19 protein-coding genes are annotated in these 16,774 nt (G+C 45.7%); 8 read left to right on the top strand and 11 right to left on the bottom strand.

Annotated elements, in window-relative coordinates; all coding sequences use genetic code 11:
* Window position 1 precedes the first annotated feature (1 nt).
* From DP120_RS09185 to DP120_RS09170, 4 genes are all read left to right on the top strand, one after another.
* Entirely contained in the window at window positions 2-184 is a 183-nt protein-coding gene (locus tag DP120_RS09185; protein ID WP_112223373.1) for a hypothetical protein, read from the top strand.
* A gap of 32 nt (window positions 185-216) precedes the next feature.
* Window positions 217-513, top strand: a complete 297-nt coding sequence (locus tag DP120_RS18830; protein WP_112223372.1) for a TIGR04104 family putative zinc finger protein — start codon at window positions 217-219, stop codon at window positions 511-513.
* A 196-nt stretch (window positions 514-709) separates the two neighbouring features.
* Window positions 710-1,189 carry a DUF2975 domain-containing protein gene (locus DP120_RS09175; RefSeq protein ID WP_112223371.1) on the top strand — a complete coding sequence of 160 codons (480 nt, stop codon included), beginning with the start codon at window positions 710-712 and terminating at the stop codon, window positions 1,187-1,189.
* 10 nt (window positions 1,190-1,199) lie between these two features.
* Window positions 1,200-1,424 carry a helix-turn-helix domain-containing protein gene (locus tag DP120_RS09170; protein ID WP_112223370.1) on the top strand — a complete coding sequence of 75 codons (225 nt, stop codon included), beginning with the start codon at window positions 1,200-1,202 and terminating at the stop codon, window positions 1,422-1,424.
* Between the two features lie 48 nt (window positions 1,425-1,472).
* Here the strand turns inward: DP120_RS09170 and DP120_RS09165 are convergent, their stop codons facing one another.
* The 7 genes from DP120_RS09165 to DP120_RS09130 all read right to left on the bottom strand — a co-directional run bounded on the left by DP120_RS09165 (window position 1,473) and on the right by DP120_RS09130 (window position 9,701).
* Window positions 1,473-2,231, bottom strand: a complete 759-nt coding sequence (locus tag DP120_RS09165; protein WP_112223369.1) for a class I SAM-dependent methyltransferase — start codon at window positions 2,229-2,231, stop codon at window positions 1,473-1,475.
* Window positions 2,232-2,378: 147 nt separating this feature from the next.
* Entirely contained in the window at window positions 2,379-2,606 is a 228-nt protein-coding gene (locus DP120_RS09160) for a hypothetical protein (protein WP_112223368.1), read from the bottom strand.
* Window positions 2,607-2,745: 139 nt separating this feature from the next.
* On the bottom strand, window positions 2,746-3,033 hold the full coding sequence (locus DP120_RS09155) for a DUF5316 family protein (RefSeq protein ID WP_112223367.1): 288 nt from the start codon (window positions 3,031-3,033) through the stop codon (window positions 2,746-2,748).
* Window positions 3,034-3,132: 99 nt separating this feature from the next.
* On the bottom strand, window positions 3,133-3,675 hold the full coding sequence (locus tag DP120_RS09150) for a GNAT family N-acetyltransferase (RefSeq protein ID WP_112223366.1): 543 nt from the start codon (window positions 3,673-3,675) through the stop codon (window positions 3,133-3,135).
* A gap of 835 nt (window positions 3,676-4,510) precedes the next feature.
* Window positions 4,511-6,463, bottom strand: a complete 1,953-nt coding sequence (locus DP120_RS09145; protein WP_112223365.1) for a bifunctional 2',3'-cyclic-nucleotide 2'-phosphodiesterase/3'-nucleotidase — start codon at window positions 6,461-6,463, stop codon at window positions 4,511-4,513.
* Window positions 6,464-7,493: 1,030 nt separating this feature from the next.
* Window positions 7,494-8,690 (bottom strand): N-acetylglucosamine-6-phosphate deacetylase, encoded by a 1,197-nt coding sequence (gene nagA, locus DP120_RS09135; protein ID WP_112223363.1) that lies wholly within the window; start codon window positions 8,688-8,690, stop codon window positions 7,494-7,496.
* Window positions 8,691-8,720: 30 nt separating this feature from the next.
* Window positions 8,721-9,701, bottom strand: a complete 981-nt coding sequence (locus DP120_RS09130) for an N-acetylglucosamine kinase (protein WP_112223362.1) — start codon at window positions 9,699-9,701, stop codon at window positions 8,721-8,723.
* A 382-nt stretch (window positions 9,702-10,083) separates the two neighbouring features.
* Between DP120_RS09130 and DP120_RS09125 the strand changes: the two genes are divergently transcribed.
* From DP120_RS09125 to DP120_RS09115, 3 genes are all read left to right on the top strand, one after another.
* Complete coding sequence (locus DP120_RS09125; protein ID WP_112223361.1) at window positions 10,084-10,308, top strand: SHOCT domain-containing protein; 225 nt, start codon at window positions 10,084-10,086, stop codon at window positions 10,306-10,308.
* A gap of 15 nt (window positions 10,309-10,323) precedes the next feature.
* Window positions 10,324-10,593 carry an SHOCT domain-containing protein gene (locus tag DP120_RS09120; protein ID WP_133257384.1) on the top strand — a complete coding sequence of 90 codons (270 nt, stop codon included), beginning with the start codon at window positions 10,324-10,326 and terminating at the stop codon, window positions 10,591-10,593.
* Between the two features lie 100 nt (window positions 10,594-10,693).
* Window positions 10,694-11,020, top strand: coding sequence for a four-helix bundle copper-binding protein (locus DP120_RS09115; protein ID WP_112223359.1), 327 nt, complete (start codon window positions 10,694-10,696; stop codon window positions 11,018-11,020).
* A 65-nt stretch (window positions 11,021-11,085) separates the two neighbouring features.
* Here the strand turns inward: DP120_RS09115 and DP120_RS09110 are convergent, their stop codons facing one another.
* A complete protein-coding gene (locus tag DP120_RS09110; RefSeq protein ID WP_233785963.1) occupies window positions 11,086-12,069 on the bottom strand; it encodes a F510_1955 family glycosylhydrolase in 984 nt (327 codons plus the stop codon).
* Between the two features lie 163 nt (window positions 12,070-12,232).
* Between DP120_RS09110 and DP120_RS09105 the strand changes: the two genes are divergently transcribed.
* On the top strand, window positions 12,233-12,820 hold the full coding sequence (locus tag DP120_RS09105) for a YdhK family protein (protein WP_112223358.1): 588 nt from the start codon (window positions 12,233-12,235) through the stop codon (window positions 12,818-12,820).
* 231 nt (window positions 12,821-13,051) lie between these two features.
* Here DP120_RS09105 and DP120_RS09100 read toward each other — a convergent pair whose 3' ends face one another.
* Genes DP120_RS09100 through DP120_RS09090 form a run of 3 tightly spaced genes read right to left on the bottom strand, consistent with a single transcriptional unit; the run spans window position 13,052 to window position 16,525 of the window.
* Window positions 13,052-15,082 (bottom strand): TRAP transporter permease, encoded by a 2,031-nt coding sequence (locus DP120_RS09100; RefSeq protein WP_112223357.1) that lies wholly within the window; start codon window positions 15,080-15,082, stop codon window positions 13,052-13,054.
* Window positions 15,079-15,507 (bottom strand): DUF1850 domain-containing protein, encoded by a 429-nt coding sequence (locus DP120_RS09095; protein ID WP_233786257.1) that lies wholly within the window; start codon window positions 15,505-15,507, stop codon window positions 15,079-15,081. The genes DP120_RS09100 and DP120_RS09095 overlap by 4 nt, the downstream gene beginning before the upstream one ends.
* A 28-nt stretch (window positions 15,508-15,535) precedes the next feature.
* Window positions 15,536-16,525, bottom strand: a complete 990-nt coding sequence (locus DP120_RS09090; RefSeq protein ID WP_112223355.1) for a TAXI family TRAP transporter solute-binding subunit — start codon at window positions 16,523-16,525, stop codon at window positions 15,536-15,538.
* Window positions 16,526-16,774 lie beyond the last annotated feature (249 nt).

Here is a 16,774-nt window from a genome sequence, read left to right as displayed (position 1 = left end):
AATGCGTGATAATAAAATATTCCCACTGTTGTTTATAGCATTGATGACCACTATCATCGTCGCCAATTCCGATATGCACTTTAATGGCAAGTTGATCATTTTCGTAATTTCCGCCTTGTGCATGCTGCTTGCTGGCTACTTGGCGGCAAAGCCATATATTCAGCGTAGAAAAGAGAAGGCCTGACACTCTGTATTTTAAAACTAAGGGGGAAACAAATGCCGAACTGTCAAAACTGTAATTATAAATGGAGTTGGTCTGATACAGTTAAAATTGGATTTAAAAATAACAAAACCTGTCCGAATTGCGGTGAGCGGCAATATGTAGCTCCGAAATCACAATTAGGCATCTCGTTATTTACATTCATTCCCTTGTTCATATTTGTGTTGTTAAACTCCTTTTACGATTTAAATATTGCAGTATTCATTTCTTTTGTCGCTTTGTTTGTTATCGGTATGCTTACCTGTATCCCTTTTACAATCAAACTGTCAAATGAACAAAAACCACTTTGGTAAAATTTAAATATGCAACTAACACCCTAATTGCGAGAAACGCTTTTTTATTCAAAGCTTTCACACCAGGGTGTTTTTCCTTGTTCTTTCCCCTATCTTACATCTCGCTCAAGTCAATTCATATTCAATAATTATTTATTGATATTCGATAAAATATATGGTATCTTCAGTATAAGAATTTGTGAACGAGGTGCTGAATATGAAACGGGAAACCATCTTCTTGAAAGTCGTCATCGTGCTTATGGCGCTGCCGGTACTGGCAATCTGCATATTTGTCGTGCCCCCGCTCAGCTCTTTTATCGCTGAACTCTTGCCGGAATGGGCTTTCCTGCAATGGATCTTCATGATTGCGCTTTATGTAACAGCAATCGCCTATTTTATTGCGTTGTACCAGTCGCTGAAACTGTTGAGTTACATCGACAAGAACATCGCGTTCTCGGTACTGTCGGTCAAAGCGCTGAAAAACATCAAATATTGCGCGCTGACCATTACGGGGATTTACATTCTGTGCCTGCCGCTCATCCTTTACATGGCGCAGGTCGATGATGCGCCGGGGCTTGGCGGACTGGGCATGGTCATTACATTCGGTGCATTTGTCATCGCCGTTTTTGCGGCAGTGCTCCAAAAGCTTTTTGAAAATGCGATTGAAATAAAATCTGAAAACGATTTAACGGTCTGAGGTGACGATAATGGCGATTATTATCAATATTGATGTTATGTTGGCAAAACGGAAAATGAGCGTGACCGAACTGACGGAACGAGTCGGCATCACCATGGCGAATCTGTCCATTCTGAAAAACGGCAAAGCGAAAGCGATCCGCTTTTCAACTCTCGAGGCCATCTGCAAAGCCCTCGATTGCCAGCCCGGCGACATTTTGGAATACCGCAATGATGAAGAAACGGAAGCTAAATAAATTCAAAAAGAAAGAGCCTGGAAAGTTATCCAGGCTCTTTTTGCTATCTTATTTCTCCGCAACCGCTTCAAACGTAATGCTCTGCTGCGGACTATCCGGATATTTGCCGTATTGGTAATCGGCGGAAATCACAATTTCGCGGAAACCGTGGTTCTCGAGAATAGTGCGGAATTCCTCGACGCCGTACCAGCGCATCGCAAAGCGCTCGAGCTCGGTATCCAGCAGTTTCCCGCCTTTCCACCTCTCGTAGCGGTTATGCGCCACACTGAATTGATTGATGTGGTCAATTTCTGTCGTCGTTGTTTCGAGCGTGATCACTTCGCCGTCTTCGAGCTCCCACGAACGCAGCGTCGAATTTCCCACTTCATTGTCCGTCGGCAAATACAGATCCATAATCAGTTTGCCGCCAGGCTTTAAATGCTGATGGAAGTTCTTTAACGCTGTGAACGAAGCTTCCCGCTCATGAAGCAGCAGGAATGTTCCGGCCGGAACAACGATTGCGTCATATTCCGTACCAAGCGAAAAAGTCAGCATATCCGCTTCAAACAGATTCGGTGTTAACCTTCGTTCTTCGCAATTCTTTCTGCACATCTCCAGCATTTCCGGTGAACTGTCGAATCCGTCCACGTCTAAATTATTCTCAAGCAAAGGTACGAGCATACGTCCTGTTCCGGTTGCCGGTTCAAGGATGCGCCCAGTGATGCCGGCGAGCCGGTCCAGATAGAACTCCACATCGCCGAACGATGTCCCTATCGGCTTATCGACTCCATAGACTTCCGTTGATAGCTTGCTGTAATATCCCAACATCGGATGCCCTCCTTCGCTTCATGTGATGGTATTGCCATAAAAAATTTGTTCCCAAAGTATTCCCCTTTTTCTGAAAATAAAAACCTTTGGGCTTTCTCTACTGTTTTCCACGAAAAAAATGTAGTGTGCAAATAAAAAAATCCCAATCTAGTTGAGATTTTTCTTCTCTTTATTTTTATCTTTATCTTTGTTTTTATTTTTATGCTTATCCCAATCGTATGGAACTTCCACCCATTCCTTAAACGCAAAGACTACCAGAGCTACACCGGCGAGTAACAGGATGTCTTCCAAAATCATTTTCTCGCCATTTCTTACATTCTTAATCGTAAACCCGATAAAAAATATAAACGCGCCTATCAAAATCTTCTTTAACACATCGCGCCTCCTCAACCTTTTCCAGATTATCTCATATCTTCCGGTTTAATTCGCCATGAAGTTTCAGAATCCCTTTTAACAACCGAAAAAAATAACCCCCGAGTCCATTTGGCTCGAAGGTCATTTTCGATAATGCATATTAGAAAATCCACAAAGCTGCAAGGGCAGCCAATAGATTCGGCAATGCGAATAAAAAGGCGTTTCTCATTCTCGCGTTGCGTCTTGCGCTTTCCTTGCGGCGTTCAGAGCTGGTCATGCGCTCCATGCCGCCGGATCCTTTAAGTACACCTGAAAACAGCAGTCCCCAAAGGACGCCGACGATTCCCAGTATGCCTGCGATCAGGAATGCCAGGTTCCAGTCTTCCAGGAAGTAGCCGAGCAACATGCTGATGGCAGCCGTGACAATTCCGATTCCTAAAAATTTCATTGTGTCTTCCTCCATGCTCTAAGGTAATAGCCTACCCTTAAATTTTAAAGGCATAGGCTCTATTTTAAAACTATTAAATCCATTTTTCAAATCGGCCTCTTATTTCTTCCACTCCGACGCCAGTATTGCGTAAACGATGTGATCGACAAAATGGTCATACAGCCATTCCACCTGACGCAGCGTTCCCTCTTCCGTGTACCCGAGACGCTCCGGAATTCCGCGGCTCTTGCGGTTGTCAGTCGCCACCCGGATTTCCGTACGGTTCATGCCTAAATGCCCAAACGAAATTTCCGTCAGCGCTTCCGCCACCCGTGTCATAATCCCGTGCCCTTGATAATCCTGCCCCAGCCAATAACCGATTTTCGCCGTCTTATTCGTCCATGCCAGCTCATTGAACCCGGCTATTCCAACGACTTCACCTTTATAAATAATTCCCGTATTCAACGTCGCATTTTCCGCGAAGTTCTTTCGGCTCATGCGAATATAGTCACGCGAATTCTCTATCGTCTTCGTATAATCCAGCCACGGCAGCCATTCCTTCAAATAAGCGCGCGAACCGTCCGTCAGCTCAAACAACCGCTCCGCATCTTTCTCTTCCAATAATTTCAACGACAACTCTTCATCGATCTTGTATGTAAACATCTGCTATCCCCTCCACTGCTATATTCAGAGTAGCACAACCGGGCAGCTGTGAGAATATGGAATATGGGAGAAGGTGGATGTATTTTATAAGAAAGTGGTGTGGAGTGTGATTTGCAAACCGTTAGATAAATGTGTGAAATCGTTAGATGGAAAGTAGAAATTGTAAGATAGAAACACAAAACCGTAAGATAAAAAACAGAAACTATAAGACAGCAGATCAAGAACTGTTTTGATCGGGCGGCGCGCCGCCCCAGGCAGCTGGCGTGCGCCAGCTGCTTCAAACCAATCCCTTTTAACACCTTATTTGGCGTCATTTCAGATGGATATGAGCTGAAATCGGCTATCTGTTACCATAAACGATTTATACGTCAACAAAGTGACTCTATACAACAACAAAATCAATCTATACGACACCTCCTACAAGCTATACGTCAACCTAACTTAACTTCCTATAATATTGAAGGTACCGAGGAATCGAACTCGAAACAATACACTTCCAAAACTGTTTCTTCTTCCAACTCTTCTCCTCTCAACCCCCACCCCAAGCAAAGGCGCGGCTATGGAGTGGCCGAAGCAACAAGACTGGCGCCACTCCAGCCAGGCTTGTTGCGGAAGGCCTCTCCGGAGCGCCAAAGCGTTTCGCACTCTTTCTCTCTTTAATTCCTTTTTGCTGTACATCAAGCAAAATCAGCTATCCGTCACCATTATCAAGTTATACGACATCAAAATAGATTTATACGATAACTCAGACACCCAAGCGGCTACTAAACCACTCCTCCACACATTTAAAAAACCCACCCGCACACCGCGGATGGGCCACTCTCTCAAAATTTTATTAGTCTATCGCAATGCCATACTTCGCAAAACCATTCACAGTCGGCGCAATATATGTGATGCCGCTGTCTGCCGGGATTTTATCCTGTGCATTGTCGGATGTCTCAAAGACGATCGACTGCTCGCCAGCAATTGGAGCGAATGTCCAGTTATCATCCGCAGAAGGATCGATTGTCTCAAGCTCTTCCAAATAATCAATGACTACTTGGCGGTTCTCATAAGCATAGTCGATCACTTCTGTGGCGTTGACAACACCTGGGAAACTGCCGCTTGCGCGGTAATTATTCGTCGCAACCAGGAATTCCTGGTTCGGGTCAATCGGCTCGCCTGCATAAGAAAGATTCTTGATGCGGTTAGCGCCTTCATTGATTACATTACCAGCCGTATCGTATTTCGCCGGCTCCGTTACATCGATCTCATACGTGACACCGTCGATCACATCGAAGTTATACGTACGGAAATCGTTGTTTACCAGTTGCTGCTCGCCGGTTGCATTTGGATCGATTTGATTGAATTGGCCAGCTGACATTTCAAGCCATTCCTGTACGTCTGCACCTGTCATTTTCAATGCGAATGTCGTATTGTCGTAAACATAAAGGTCAGCGACGTTTTTAATGGCGATCTGGCCGGCTTCAATATTGGTGTAGTAATCGCCGCCGTTACGGCCGCCTGCTTTGAACGGTGCCGCAGCTGAAAGAATCGGCAAGTCTTCGTTCGCCGTGCCTGCCACCTGCTGCTCCACATACCAGGTCTGAGCGTTATTGACCAATTGAATGGATGGATCATCATTTACCAAAGCAAAATAACTATTGATTGGCGCTGTCGTTTCAGCAACCGGTGTGTTGACGTATTCAATCGTGCCTTCGTGCGCTTCCTTTACCGCTTCCACTACTTCTTCAGCAACTTCTCCAGTCGCTGAATCGATTTCGCGCAGTTCCGCTTTCTCGGAAGTTACCACCCAGCGCTTGCCATTGCCGCGCGGGCTCAATGTCAAATCAATGACACCCAGATGGCTGCCGAAATTCCCTGCCATAACAACCGGTGTCCCGTTGATCGTGCCTTGCTCTTGGTCAACATTCGGCAAATCGCCGTATGCGCCTGGGAATACATCATGGTCGTGGCCTGTGATGATGGCATCAACGCCTTCGACTTGTGAAATCTGATACGTTACATCTTCTTCACCGATTTCATGTGTTGCATCGCCAATTCCTGAATGCGAAAGAACGACAATGACATCCGCCCCTTCCGCTTTCATTTTCGGAATGAATTTCTCAACGGACTGCACTGCGTCTTCGGCAATGACTTTGCCTTCAAGATGCGTGCGGTCCCATTGCATGATTTTCGGAGCAACTACACCGATGACGCCCACTTGCAGCGTACGTGTTCTGCCCATTTGGTCGACAACTTCTTTGTCGATCACTGTGTAAGGCTGGTATTTATTCTCTCCTGTTGCCGCATCCAGAACGTTTGCGTTCAGGACTGGGAATGGAGCATCGTCCAAAGCTTCATCCAAATAATCCAAGCCGAAGTTGAACTCGTGGTTGCCCAGAGTCGACGCATCGAAATTAAGGGATTCAAGCGCGGCGTATGCCGGGTGCAATTCCCCTTCTTCAAGCGGGTCGACCGACACTTTATAAGCGCCGAACGGTGTTCCCTGGATCAAATCTCCGTTATCCAATAAAAGATTATTCGGGTTTTCCGCACGGGCTTCTTCTATTAAGACGCCTGTTTTCGCGAGACCCAGCTCGTTGGACTCTTTATCCTGATAATAATCGTAATTCATAAAGTTCGTATGCAAATCTGTCGTGCCCATTATCCGAAGCGATACATCAATCGGCTTCAGTTTATTGCCCTTGTCGGGTTTTGCCGCATCCGCGACTCCCCCAGTAAACAAACCGCTTAAAGCCAATACCAGTGCTGCCAGCACCATCGCCAATTTCTTGTACATTGACATTCTTCCAGCCCCTTTTGCTTAGTTTGTGAATCAATTTAATTATACTAAACAGAAGGCCTTTGATAATCATTATTTGATAATTTAATAAATTTTACCTATTTGTAACAATGCGTGGAATTGCTTTTTCGGGAATAAAAACTGGATCCTTTTGAGAATAGATGTGTGGTTAGGAAAATAGTCAGTTTGAGAGTTCGTTCAGCGAACCGGAACAGGCGCTTTTTATAGAAATTTGCTGGGGCTCCTAACCAGAAACTCTTGAGGTTTTTTACTCTTCGAGAAAAGAATTTTTGCTAAACGTTAGATAAGATCCGCAAACCGTAAGATAGAATCACGAAATCGTAAGATAGAAATGAAAAATCGTAAGATAAAAAACAAAAACCATAAGACAACAGACCAAGAACTGTTTTGATCGGGCGGCGCGCCGCCCCAGGCAGCTGGCGTGCGCCAGCTGCTTCAAACCAATCCCTTCAGCTTCCTTTTTGGCGTTTTTTTGAATGAATATGAGCTGGAATCGGCTATCCGTCACTATAAACGATTTATACGACAACAAAACGAATCTATACGTCAACAAAATCCATTTATACGACATGCCCTTCAGGCTATACGTTAACCTCCTTCAAATCCCTTTAAATAGAAGGTCCCGAAGCAATGAACTCAAAACAATAAACTTAAAGAACTGCCTCTTCTTTCACCTCTCTCCTCTCAACCCCCACCCAGAGCAATGGCGCGGCTATGGAGTGAGCGAAGCAACAAGCCTGGCATCACTCCAGCCAGGCTTGTTGCGAAAGCACTCTCCGGAGCGCCAAAGCGGTTCGCACTACTTCTTGCTTCAACGTCTTTTTTGTTCTATATGAAGCAAAATCGGCTATCCGTCACCATAAACGATTTATACGACAACAAAACGAATCTATACGTCAACAAAATCCAGTTATACGACACCTAAACGGCTGTATACGTCAACAACAATCCAATCTCACTCCAAGAAACCCATAAAAAACCTCCACAGACCATCGTCTGTAGAGGACACCCATCACATATCTAAATTCATCTTTCGTCTTCCCGTCGAATCATGAGCAAAACTCATCTTCCCTCTGCAAAAAGTATATTGGACATTAAAATCTTCCGTCACCAGCACAATATCAGCATCTTTGCCGCGTTCTATACTGCCTTTGCGGTCAAAGACACCAAGACGGCGTGCTGCATTTCCCGATGACAACGCAATCGCATCCGTCCACGTAATATCGGCAATATCCTTCAATTGCCGCAGCCCTTCATTCATCTTCAGCATACTGCCGGCAAGTGTGCCATCCGCGAGTATTGCTTCATTGCCTGATACTGTCACTTTCTGGTCGCCCAGTGTATAGGAACCGTCCGGCAAACCTTTTGCACGCATGGAATCTGTGATAAGCAGTAAACGCTCAGGACCAATTACCTGAACCACCAGCTTCAGCATATCCGGCGATAAATGGATACCGTCCGCGATGATTTCACAGAACAGTTCCTTGTTCAGCATTCCTGCGCCAACTACGCCAATTTCCCGGTGATGCAATCCGCGCATCGCATTGCCGTAATGCGTCAGATGAGATAGACCTGCTGCTTGCGCCTCGCTGAGCGTTTTGTAATCTGCCGTTGTGTGGCCGGCTGACACGATGACCCCGCGTTCATTTAATTCGTGTGTAATCTTAAAATTCTTGTCCTGCTCCGGTGCCATCGTAATGATTTTCAAATCTGCCAGCGTGTCGCCGAACCATTCATACATTTGATCCATTGAAGGCTCGCAAATATAAGCGGAAGGCTGGGCCCCTGCCTGATCCGGATGGATGAAAGGACCTTCCAGATGGAAGCCGAGCATTTCCGCTGCGCCTTCACCGCTTCCTTTCATGTAAGTCCTCCCGTAATGGATTGAGCTTGAAATGCGCTCCGGCGATTGCGTCAAGGTCGTCGCCAAAAAAGACGTCGTCCCTTCTGCGGGAAGTGCGGCCGCAACCTTACCTGCTGCCGTGCTGTCGTCATCCATAAAATCCGCTCCAGCAGCGCCGTGGATATGTATATCAATAAAACCTGGCAGCGCAACAGAACCGCCACCGTCGAAACATTCGCCGCTCCAATCATCAATCGGCTCTGTCGAAGCTGAGATGATTCTTCCATTTTCAATAAGAATTGTGCCGTCTGCCAATTCGCCTTCAGGCTGGACGAGCCGGATATTTTTTATCAGCATGCGAGACATCACGTACACCTTCTTTTTAAAATATTGCGTTCAGCTTTTCTTTAACTGGAGATTTATGCGTTCCGTGATATTTTCATCTATGCTGTTGAATCCCATTGCCTTTAGTCCACCGATAACAGCACCGCTGACAGGTGCTGCATGTGCCTGTCGCAATACAATATTCGGAAGCGTTTTTTTACTCAACTCTCTTAAACAATCAAGAAGCTGCTGAGAATTGGCAAACACGCCTCCAGAGAGGACAACAAGGGTCGGATGATCTGCAGCGAATAATTTCTTGTGGCATGATTCGATGCATTCCATTATTTCTGCACATGCCTTGCGGATAATCTTTGCAGCGACTCCATCACCGTTTTCCGCTGCAGCGATTATCAATGGGGCCAACTGCGCTATCACCGAACGCGGATGCTCGGGTCCATGGATTTTGCCAAGCAGATCTGTCACATCACTTACATTGAAATAATTTATGATTTCCTCCGTCAATACAGTCTCCGGTCCTCGCCCATCATAATTTTTGAAGACAGCGCGCAAAGCTTCATTGCCTAAATGATACGCACTCCCCGCCTCATCGAATAAATATCCCCATCCGCCGGAACGGACAGTTTTATTTTCATGATTTAATCCAAATGAAATCGAGCCAGTGCCGGCAATTTGTACAATTCCCGGTTTGCCGAGCGTCTCGGAATAAAGGACGTTATACGCATCATTCCGCACAATGACTTCTATTTGTGGCGGCAGGAACTTCGTCAACACCTGTTCAAATTTTGCATCGCATCGCCAGCTGTCTCCTGCCCCAGACATACCCGCGAAGCAGACTGCCAGTTGTGAGAAAATAACGGAATCCTGTTTTTCAAGATCTGCTGTTAAACCTTTCAGCACCTCTTCAAATTCATCTGGTGTCAATGTATTCGGATTACTGGGACCTGCATGTGATTCTATGTAAACCTTACCGTTTTCATCAGCCACGATTCCCGTAGTCTTCGTGCCTCCTCCATCTATGCCCAACACATACATAAACGTGCCTCACTTCCTGCTGCTTCTTAATGAAAAACTAAATGAATTTTTTCTTCCTGTTATCTGATACTTTCTGTATTTATCATACATCCTTTTATTGCTTAACTCATGTTTCCCCTATATCTGATTTCGAGAAACTTACACTCTTTTAATGTTTTTTTGGATTCATTCATCATTTCCCATAGAAATCAAGGTCTTTCCCTAATATTCTGACTATATTTAAGGTAGACTAAGATTATAGAAACAGTATAGATTATTTTATTGAAGAAACAAGGAGAGTGAAGTGGAATAAGGAATTTATCCGGCTGAGGCATTATCACAGTAATACTCTTCAATGGCACACCGAGAACTTACTTTCCAAATTATAAAAGGAGTGATTGGAATGGATATGTATACGACAGTCCTCGTTATAGTAGTGGCGCTTGCAGCAATTGCCGTTGCCTTTATTGCCGCTAAAAAAACGCGGAAAGCTAAAGGCCTGGATTCCGGAGTACCAACGACAGAGGAAGCGCGTCTGGAAGACAGCTTTGCCCGCGGAGAAATCACCGAATCGGAATATCGGAGACAAGTAAAGGAATTAAGAGAAAAGCAGAATAAAAATGTATAAGGGAGGCTGATGGTTTTGGAACTTGTTTTACTATCAACATTCCCGATCCCACTTCGCCTGTTGGCCGGTCTTGCTGTATTGATCACCGGCGTACTGATCGCCTTTTGGTTCTTCATGGCGAAAAATAACCCGCGATCCCATAAAGTGGATGAGCTGCCTTCGAATAACGAAGAGCGCAAATTGCAGGATCAGTACGACAAAGGTGAAATTACGGAAGAAGATTACATGAATAAGCGCAGTGAAGCAGATAATGATTCACATTCCCGTTCGAAGAACAATCAGTGAAACTTCAAGATGTTTCATCCAGCAGCAGATGTTTAACACTTCTCCGAAAAGGAAAAACTAGGAGGGTGAGGCAAACTAATCTGAAACTGGAGGTTTTAACATGGCACATGAACAATATGCAGACTTATTGAAGGTTTTGCACGAGTGCATGACCGAATGTAACCATTGTTTCGACGCCTGCCTAAAGGAAGACGATGTTAAGATGATGGCTGAATGTATCCGCCTGGACCGTGAATGCGCGGATATTTGTGGCTATCTTGAACAGGCAATTTCCCGCAACTCCCCATTTGTCGGGCAATTGGCACAGGTTTGCGCACAAATTTGCGAAGCCTGCGGCAATGAATGTAAAAAACACGACCATGAACACTGCCAGCGTTGTGCAGAAGCTTGCTTCAAATGCGCAGAAGCTTGTAAAAACATCGCGTAATAAGATGAAAAATCCTCTTTCCCAGAATCTCGGAAAGAGGATTTTTTTTGCTTACTTTATTTAAATTACTGAATCTGGCCTTTTTCCAAAATCGTTGTCCATGAAGTTCCCTCATCAGACGATACATACGCGTCTCCCTGGACTGTGTATATAGCAATTTCCTGTTCATCTGCAGGATTGACGGATATGAATACTATGCCGTCCTCCCCCAGTTCAGGAATTTCAAAAGCTTCTCCTGCGTCGCTATCCAAAACATAAGACTTTAAAGCCGCTTCGGAACCATGGCTTGCATAAAGCAATTCACTTTCCGTAAAATGCACGGCGGTTCCAAATTCGCCATCTTCGGTCAATCGTTCAAATGTCGTTCCGCCGTCTTTCGACAGGAAAACACCGGTTGAACTAGCCGCAGCAAGCAATTGGGAATCTTCAGGATGAATCGCCAGTGCCATCAGGTCACCATCAAGTCCTTGCGGTTCCAGTCGCTGCCACCCTTCCCCCGCGTTTTCACTCAAGTAAAAACCAGTCTCCATTATCGAATTCGCCTGTGGATTCATCACGAACAGATCATGGCTTCGGTATCCAACCGCCATCCAGTGGAAATCCGTCTCACCTTCCAAGACAAGTGATTCCAGTGATTGTCCACCGTCTGTACTCCTTTGAATGCCGATCGGATTCGGCAAATCCGAATCCACCCCTGGGTGCCCGGATGTGTAGAACCCTTCATCAACTGCATTAAAGCCCATATAATCGTTGTACATTCCGTCCGTCTCAAACCAGTCGCCGTCCCGGTAAATTTTCAATCCGGTATGCGAGGCAAAATACAATGCACCTTCACTCTCGATATAACCCATGCCATGCACATGTGTCAGGGTTTCATCAAACGGCACCAGAAAATCTTCTTCCGCGCTGTTTTCCGCAACTGTTTCCTGTTCTGCCGCTTCTTCTTCCGGCGCCTCCGTATTTTGCGTTTCTTCATTATCTGAACCACCACTGCACCCTGCGGCAATAAAACCGGCTGCCAGTACAGTCATAAAAAGTTTTCTATTCAAAATGACCTCGTCCTTTCTATATTTATACGTGTTGTCTGTTTCCCATTATAACGAAGAATGCTCTCTTGTTAACCTTTCCCGCTTGTCGAAAGTGTGGCAATCTGTACAAAGTAATTGTGTCGAGTGTATTATAAGGAAAACATCCAAGAAAAGAGGGATAGTGATGGCGTACCATAAATTATTTGCTTCCGCCGCTTCGCTGGCTTTGGCGTTTGGACTGGCAGCCTGCGGCAATACCGATGTAACTGTCGACCCTGAGACACAGGATAAGCCGGTGGAAACCAGTGAAAGCCCCGAACAGCACGGTGATCATGAAGGAATGGATCATTCCGGTTCCGGCGAAATTCCGGCTGGTTTGATGGAAGCTGAATCCCCGACCTACGAGCCTGGCAGTAACGTCATAGTCAACGCTGACCATATGGATGGCATGGAAGGTGCCGAAGCGACGATTTCCGGTGCTTATGATACCACCGTTTATGCAGTGACATACACACCGACTGATGGCGGTGACGTGATCGAGAACCACAAATGGGTGATTCATGAAGAATTGAAAGATCCAGGCAGTGCTCCCCTCGAGCCTGGTGACACTGTGACCCTCAACACTGACCATATGTCAGGGATGCAGGATGCGGAAGCTGAAATCGTTTCAGCAGAAGACACCATAGTCTATATGGTGGATTATGAAAGCGCAGATGGTGAAAAAATAACCAATCATAAATGGGTGACTGAAGAGGAATTGTCAGCTCCATAATACCTTTCCCCCTGCTGAACACTTGATCGACGGCGGACAGACTGCTAAATAATTTCCCGGGAAATAATGAAAGGGGCTGTCCAATAAGTCATCAATCGACTTATTGGACAGCCCCTTGTCTCTAATAAAGCGTCGGGAAATACTATTGCTCCTGCATCGCTGCGCTAGCTTCGTCGCAAAAGGAGTTGCCCAAAATTACTTTTGGGACAACTCCTTTTTCTATGAATTTACTCAGCCTGATGAAACCGCTGCTTTATGCTCTCTTTTATCCTTAAGGTAATTGAGGGCAAAGATGCCAAGCACGACCACAAGGCCAATCACGTCTGTAAAAGTCTCTGGAACAATCAGCAATAATGCACCGGCACCAAGCAGAATCGAAGTGACGATATTCAAACGTGTTTTGAAGTAGCCCTCCACTGCCGCACTCAAACCGATGATGCCGATAACGGCGGTGATGGTGATCAGGATAACTTCAATAGCAGGCGGGAATGCAAATTCCCTGGCGTTGACGGCGATTCCCTCTGTCTCAATCAGCAGCATCGCCGGATTATAGACAAAGAGATACGGAATGATGAATCCGGCAATCGACAGTTTCAATGCGTTGAAACCGGTCCGCATCGGATCTCCTCCCGACACACCCGCTCCCGCAAACGCCGCAAGCGCAACCGGTGGGGTGATATTGGCAAAGATACCGAAGTAGAATACGAATAGATGCGCGACCAATACCGGAATGCCGAATTCAGCAAGTGCCGGTGCAGTCATTGTCGCCGTAATGATATAAGCTGGGATTGATGGCAAGCCCATGCCAAGTACGATTGACGCAAGCATTGTCAGGAATAATGTCCAGAACAGTGAACCTGCCCCGAATGCCGTGATCGCTGAAGTCATGACCGTACCAAAGCTTGTCAGGCTGACAACACCGATAATGATACCGACGACCGCACAGGCAATCATAACGGATAAGGACTGGCGGGCACCATTTTCAAGTGCTTCCAAAATATCTTTGAAGCCCATGCGTGTCGATTTGCGGATTGCCGCAACAAGTACAGTCAAAACAATTGTATAGAATGCGGATTGTGCAATAGGCAATCCTGTATAAAGCATGAAAACTAAGCCGACAATCGGCAATAGTAGATGTCCTTTTTCTTTCAGGACTTCCTTCGTCGCTGGAAGGTCCGCTTTTGGAATTCCTTTTAAATCACGTTTACCGGCACGGAAATGCACCTGCATGATAACGCCGAGGAAATAAAGTACGGCCGGGATCAATGCGGCAAGCGCAATCGTACCGTAAGCGATGCCCGTTGTTTCAGCCATGATGAACGCGGAAGCCCCCATGATCGGCGGCAAAATCTGTCCACCTACAGAGGCACTGGCTTCCACTGCGCCGGCAAAGTTTTTATTGTAGCCGATTTTTTTCATCAATGGAATCGTGAATGCACCGGTTCCGACCACGTTTGCGATGGCCGAACCGTTGATGCTTCCCATGAATCCGCTGGAAATGACCGCTACTTTGGCAGGTCCGCCCTGCTTGCTTCCGGCAAGGGCCATCGCTAAATCGTTGAATAATTGGCCCATTCCTGATTTCGCCAGGAAAGCGCCGAACAAGATGAATAGGAAGATGAATTGCAGGGAAGCAGAAATTGCCGTCGAATAAAGGCCTTCTGTTTTCAAATACAATTGTCCAAAAATATCACCCAGGTCAAACGGACGGGTCATAAGCATATCCGGCATCCATAAATAATGGCTGAAGAACGGATAGGCCAGGAAAATCAATGCCAGAATCGGCAGGATCCATCCTGTAATACGTCTTGCTCCTTCAAGCACGAGCAGAACAGTGAGCACGGCCATGACGATATCCATGTTATTCGGAATGCCGCCGCGTGTTGTGACGATATCGTTGTATTCATAAATGATATAGCCTGCCGTCGACAAACTGAGGACGAATAGGATCCAGTCGTAAATCGGAATTTTCGTGCGGTCCTGTTTTTTGAACGTCGGATAGACCAGGAAAATCAGGGCCATACCGACAGCCACGTGAATCGATCTCGCCTGGAGGGCAGGAAGCGGATTAAATGTTACATATAAATGGAATAGTGAGTAGGCAATGGCAATTGCTGCAACCAAAAGCACAAGCTTGCGATTTTTGAATTTCCGGACTTTCGCGTCCACGTCATACTTTTCGAGAATTTCCTGATTCAGGTCTTTATCCTCGTCATGTGCAGAGACGCTTTCTATATTCAGGTCCCGGTTGTCTTTATTCATAATAACTTCTTCCCTCCAATATACTGCCAAAGATGGATCCGCTGTACGGATATGGTGACGAACTCATAATCCTCCGTCAACTCATACAGCGGAATTGTTTTGTCTTCAGTTAAAATTGTCGTTTGTGCATTTTCAGAGACAGTCAGGTTCATTTCCGGGAGATGCTGATTGATCCGCATATGCACGTATCCATCTTCCGCGGAAATGATTTCTCCGTCCGACGGCACGCCTGCACCGAATGTCTTAAAGACCGTTTCGGTCAAAAGCAGCTCTCCGCCGTCTCTCTCATACATCTCAAGCCACTCTTCCTTTTCAACGGAATGAATCCATTTCAATGTAAATTCATCTTCCGCCAAAAAATATTCTTCATTGCCAAAATCAAAATAGACCACCGGCAACTTGAACAGCAGGAAAAAGAGGAGCACCAACAAGCATGCCCCTCCCAATAAAACCTTATTGTTCACTGTAATAACGTTCGGCTCCTGGGTGAAGCGGCGCTACAAGACCTTCCTGTGCGGCTTCAAGTGAAATGTCTGAAGCTGCCTGGTGGGAATTCTCCAAAGTATCGAGATTTTCAAAGAAAGTTTTTGTCAGCTTGTAGACGTCATCGTCACTCATATCCGATTTGACAATCAATGCGTTCATAATCGCTGCTGTCGGAATCGCTTCTTCGTTACCGTATGTGTCAGCCGGTATTTCAAGAGCTACAAAATAAGATTTGTCTTCTGCAATGCTTTCAACGTCTGCCGGATCGATTGATACCATTCGGATATCAAGTGATTGCGACAATTCCAGAAGGGATGCGTTCGGCAATCCGCTTGTCAGGAATGCTGCATCGATTTGACCAGCGCGCAGACCGTCTGCCGCTTCCGCATATCCAAGATAATCAACTTCGATATCATCATATGTGATGCCGTGCCCTTCCAGAAGTGTGCGGGCATTTACTTCAACACCAGAGTTCTGGTCGCCTACAGCAATACGCTTGCCGCGAAGATCTTCAAATGTTTCAATGCCTGAATCCGCTGTCGTTACAATTTGAACGTAGTTCGGGTATAGTGCAGCGATTTGGCTGATTTTATCCGTCGGCTCCTCAAAGCCTTCAGTTCCTTCAACCGCCTGGCTGACAACGTCACTCATCGTGAACGCCATTTCAATTTTGTCTTCTTTGATCAAGTTGACGTTTTCAACTGATGCACCGGTTGTCTGGGTGCGGGAGTTGACGCCGTATACATCGCTGTAAGTATCTGCAAGGGTTGTCCCGATAATATTATAAGGACCTGATGCACCGCCTGTCGCGATTGTTACGATATTCGATTCAAGGCTTTCGGAGTCCCCGCCTTCGCTTGAACCGCTATCAGATGATTCTTCTCCTCCGCCGCAAGCTGCCAATACCAATGCAGCAGCTGCCGACATCATGAAAACGCTTAATTTCTTCTGTTTCATGTTGTTGCCCCCTCTTTTAGTTTTTCTAATTATAGCGTATACATCTGCAAAACAAAAGAATTTTAACGGTATTTTCTTGTTATTCAGTTTTTATTGAATAATTTTACATCCTAACTTTAGTGCTTTTTTAAAGTTTTGCTTATATTAACATAAGGATTCGACAAAATAATCGCCTATTTTTAGCGGTTTTATTGATATTCCAAGATAATAAATTCTTATTCAACTTTCTTTTGTTGAGCAGGTGCGGCA

The sequence above is a fragment of the Planococcus halotolerans genome (assembly GCF_003289955.1).
In the GTDB taxonomy this organism is placed as follows: domain Bacteria; phylum Bacillota; class Bacilli; order Bacillales_A; family Planococcaceae; genus Planococcus; species Planococcus halotolerans.
Note: the sequence above shows the minus strand (reverse complement) of the source record. Positions and strands in the feature narration are given on the sequence as shown.

Bases quoted from the DNA above. Each gene is read 5' to 3' on its own strand.
- DP120_RS09185 (WP_112223373.1), top strand. From the start codon at position 2: ATGCGTGATAATAAAATATTCCCACTGTTGTTTATAGCATTGATGACC.
- DP120_RS18830 (WP_112223372.1), top strand. From the start codon at position 217: ATGCCGAACTGTCAAAACTGTAATTATAAATGGAGTTGGTCTGATACA.
- DP120_RS09175 (WP_112223371.1), top strand. From the start codon at position 710: ATGAAACGGGAAACCATCTTCTTGAAAGTCGTCATCGTGCTTATGGCG.
- DP120_RS09170 (WP_112223370.1), top strand. From the start codon at position 1,200: ATGGCGATTATTATCAATATTGATGTTATGTTGGCAAAACGGAAAATG.
- DP120_RS09165 (WP_112223369.1), bottom strand. From the start codon at position 2,231: ATGTTGGGATATTACAGCAAGCTATCAACGGAAGTCTATGGAGTCGAT.
- DP120_RS09155 (WP_112223367.1), bottom strand. From the start codon at position 3,033: ATGAAATTTTTAGGAATCGGAATTGTCACGGCTGCCATCAGCATGTTG.
- DP120_RS09150 (WP_112223366.1), bottom strand. From the start codon at position 3,675: ATGTTTACATACAAGATCGATGAAGAGTTGTCGTTGAAATTATTGGAA.
- DP120_RS09145 (WP_112223365.1), bottom strand. From the start codon at position 6,463: ATGTCAATGTACAAGAAATTGGCGATGGTGCTGGCAGCACTGGTATTG.
- nagA (WP_112223363.1), bottom strand. From the start codon at position 8,690: ATGTCTCGCATGCTGATAAAAAATATCCGGCTCGTCCAGCCTGAAGGC.
- DP120_RS09130 (WP_112223362.1), bottom strand. From the start codon at position 9,701: ATGTATGTGTTGGGCATAGATGGAGGAGGCACGAAGACTACGGGAATC.
- DP120_RS09125 (WP_112223361.1), top strand. From the start codon at position 10,084: ATGGATATGTATACGACAGTCCTCGTTATAGTAGTGGCGCTTGCAGCA.
- DP120_RS09115 (WP_112223359.1), top strand. From the start codon at position 10,694: ATGGCACATGAACAATATGCAGACTTATTGAAGGTTTTGCACGAGTGC.
- DP120_RS09105 (WP_112223358.1), top strand. From the start codon at position 12,233: ATGGCGTACCATAAATTATTTGCTTCCGCCGCTTCGCTGGCTTTGGCG.
- DP120_RS09100 (WP_112223357.1), bottom strand. From the start codon at position 15,082: ATGAATAAAGACAACCGGGACCTGAATATAGAAAGCGTCTCTGCACAT.
- DP120_RS09090 (WP_112223355.1), bottom strand. From the start codon at position 16,525: ATGAAACAGAAGAAATTAAGCGTTTTCATGATGTCGGCAGCTGCTGCA.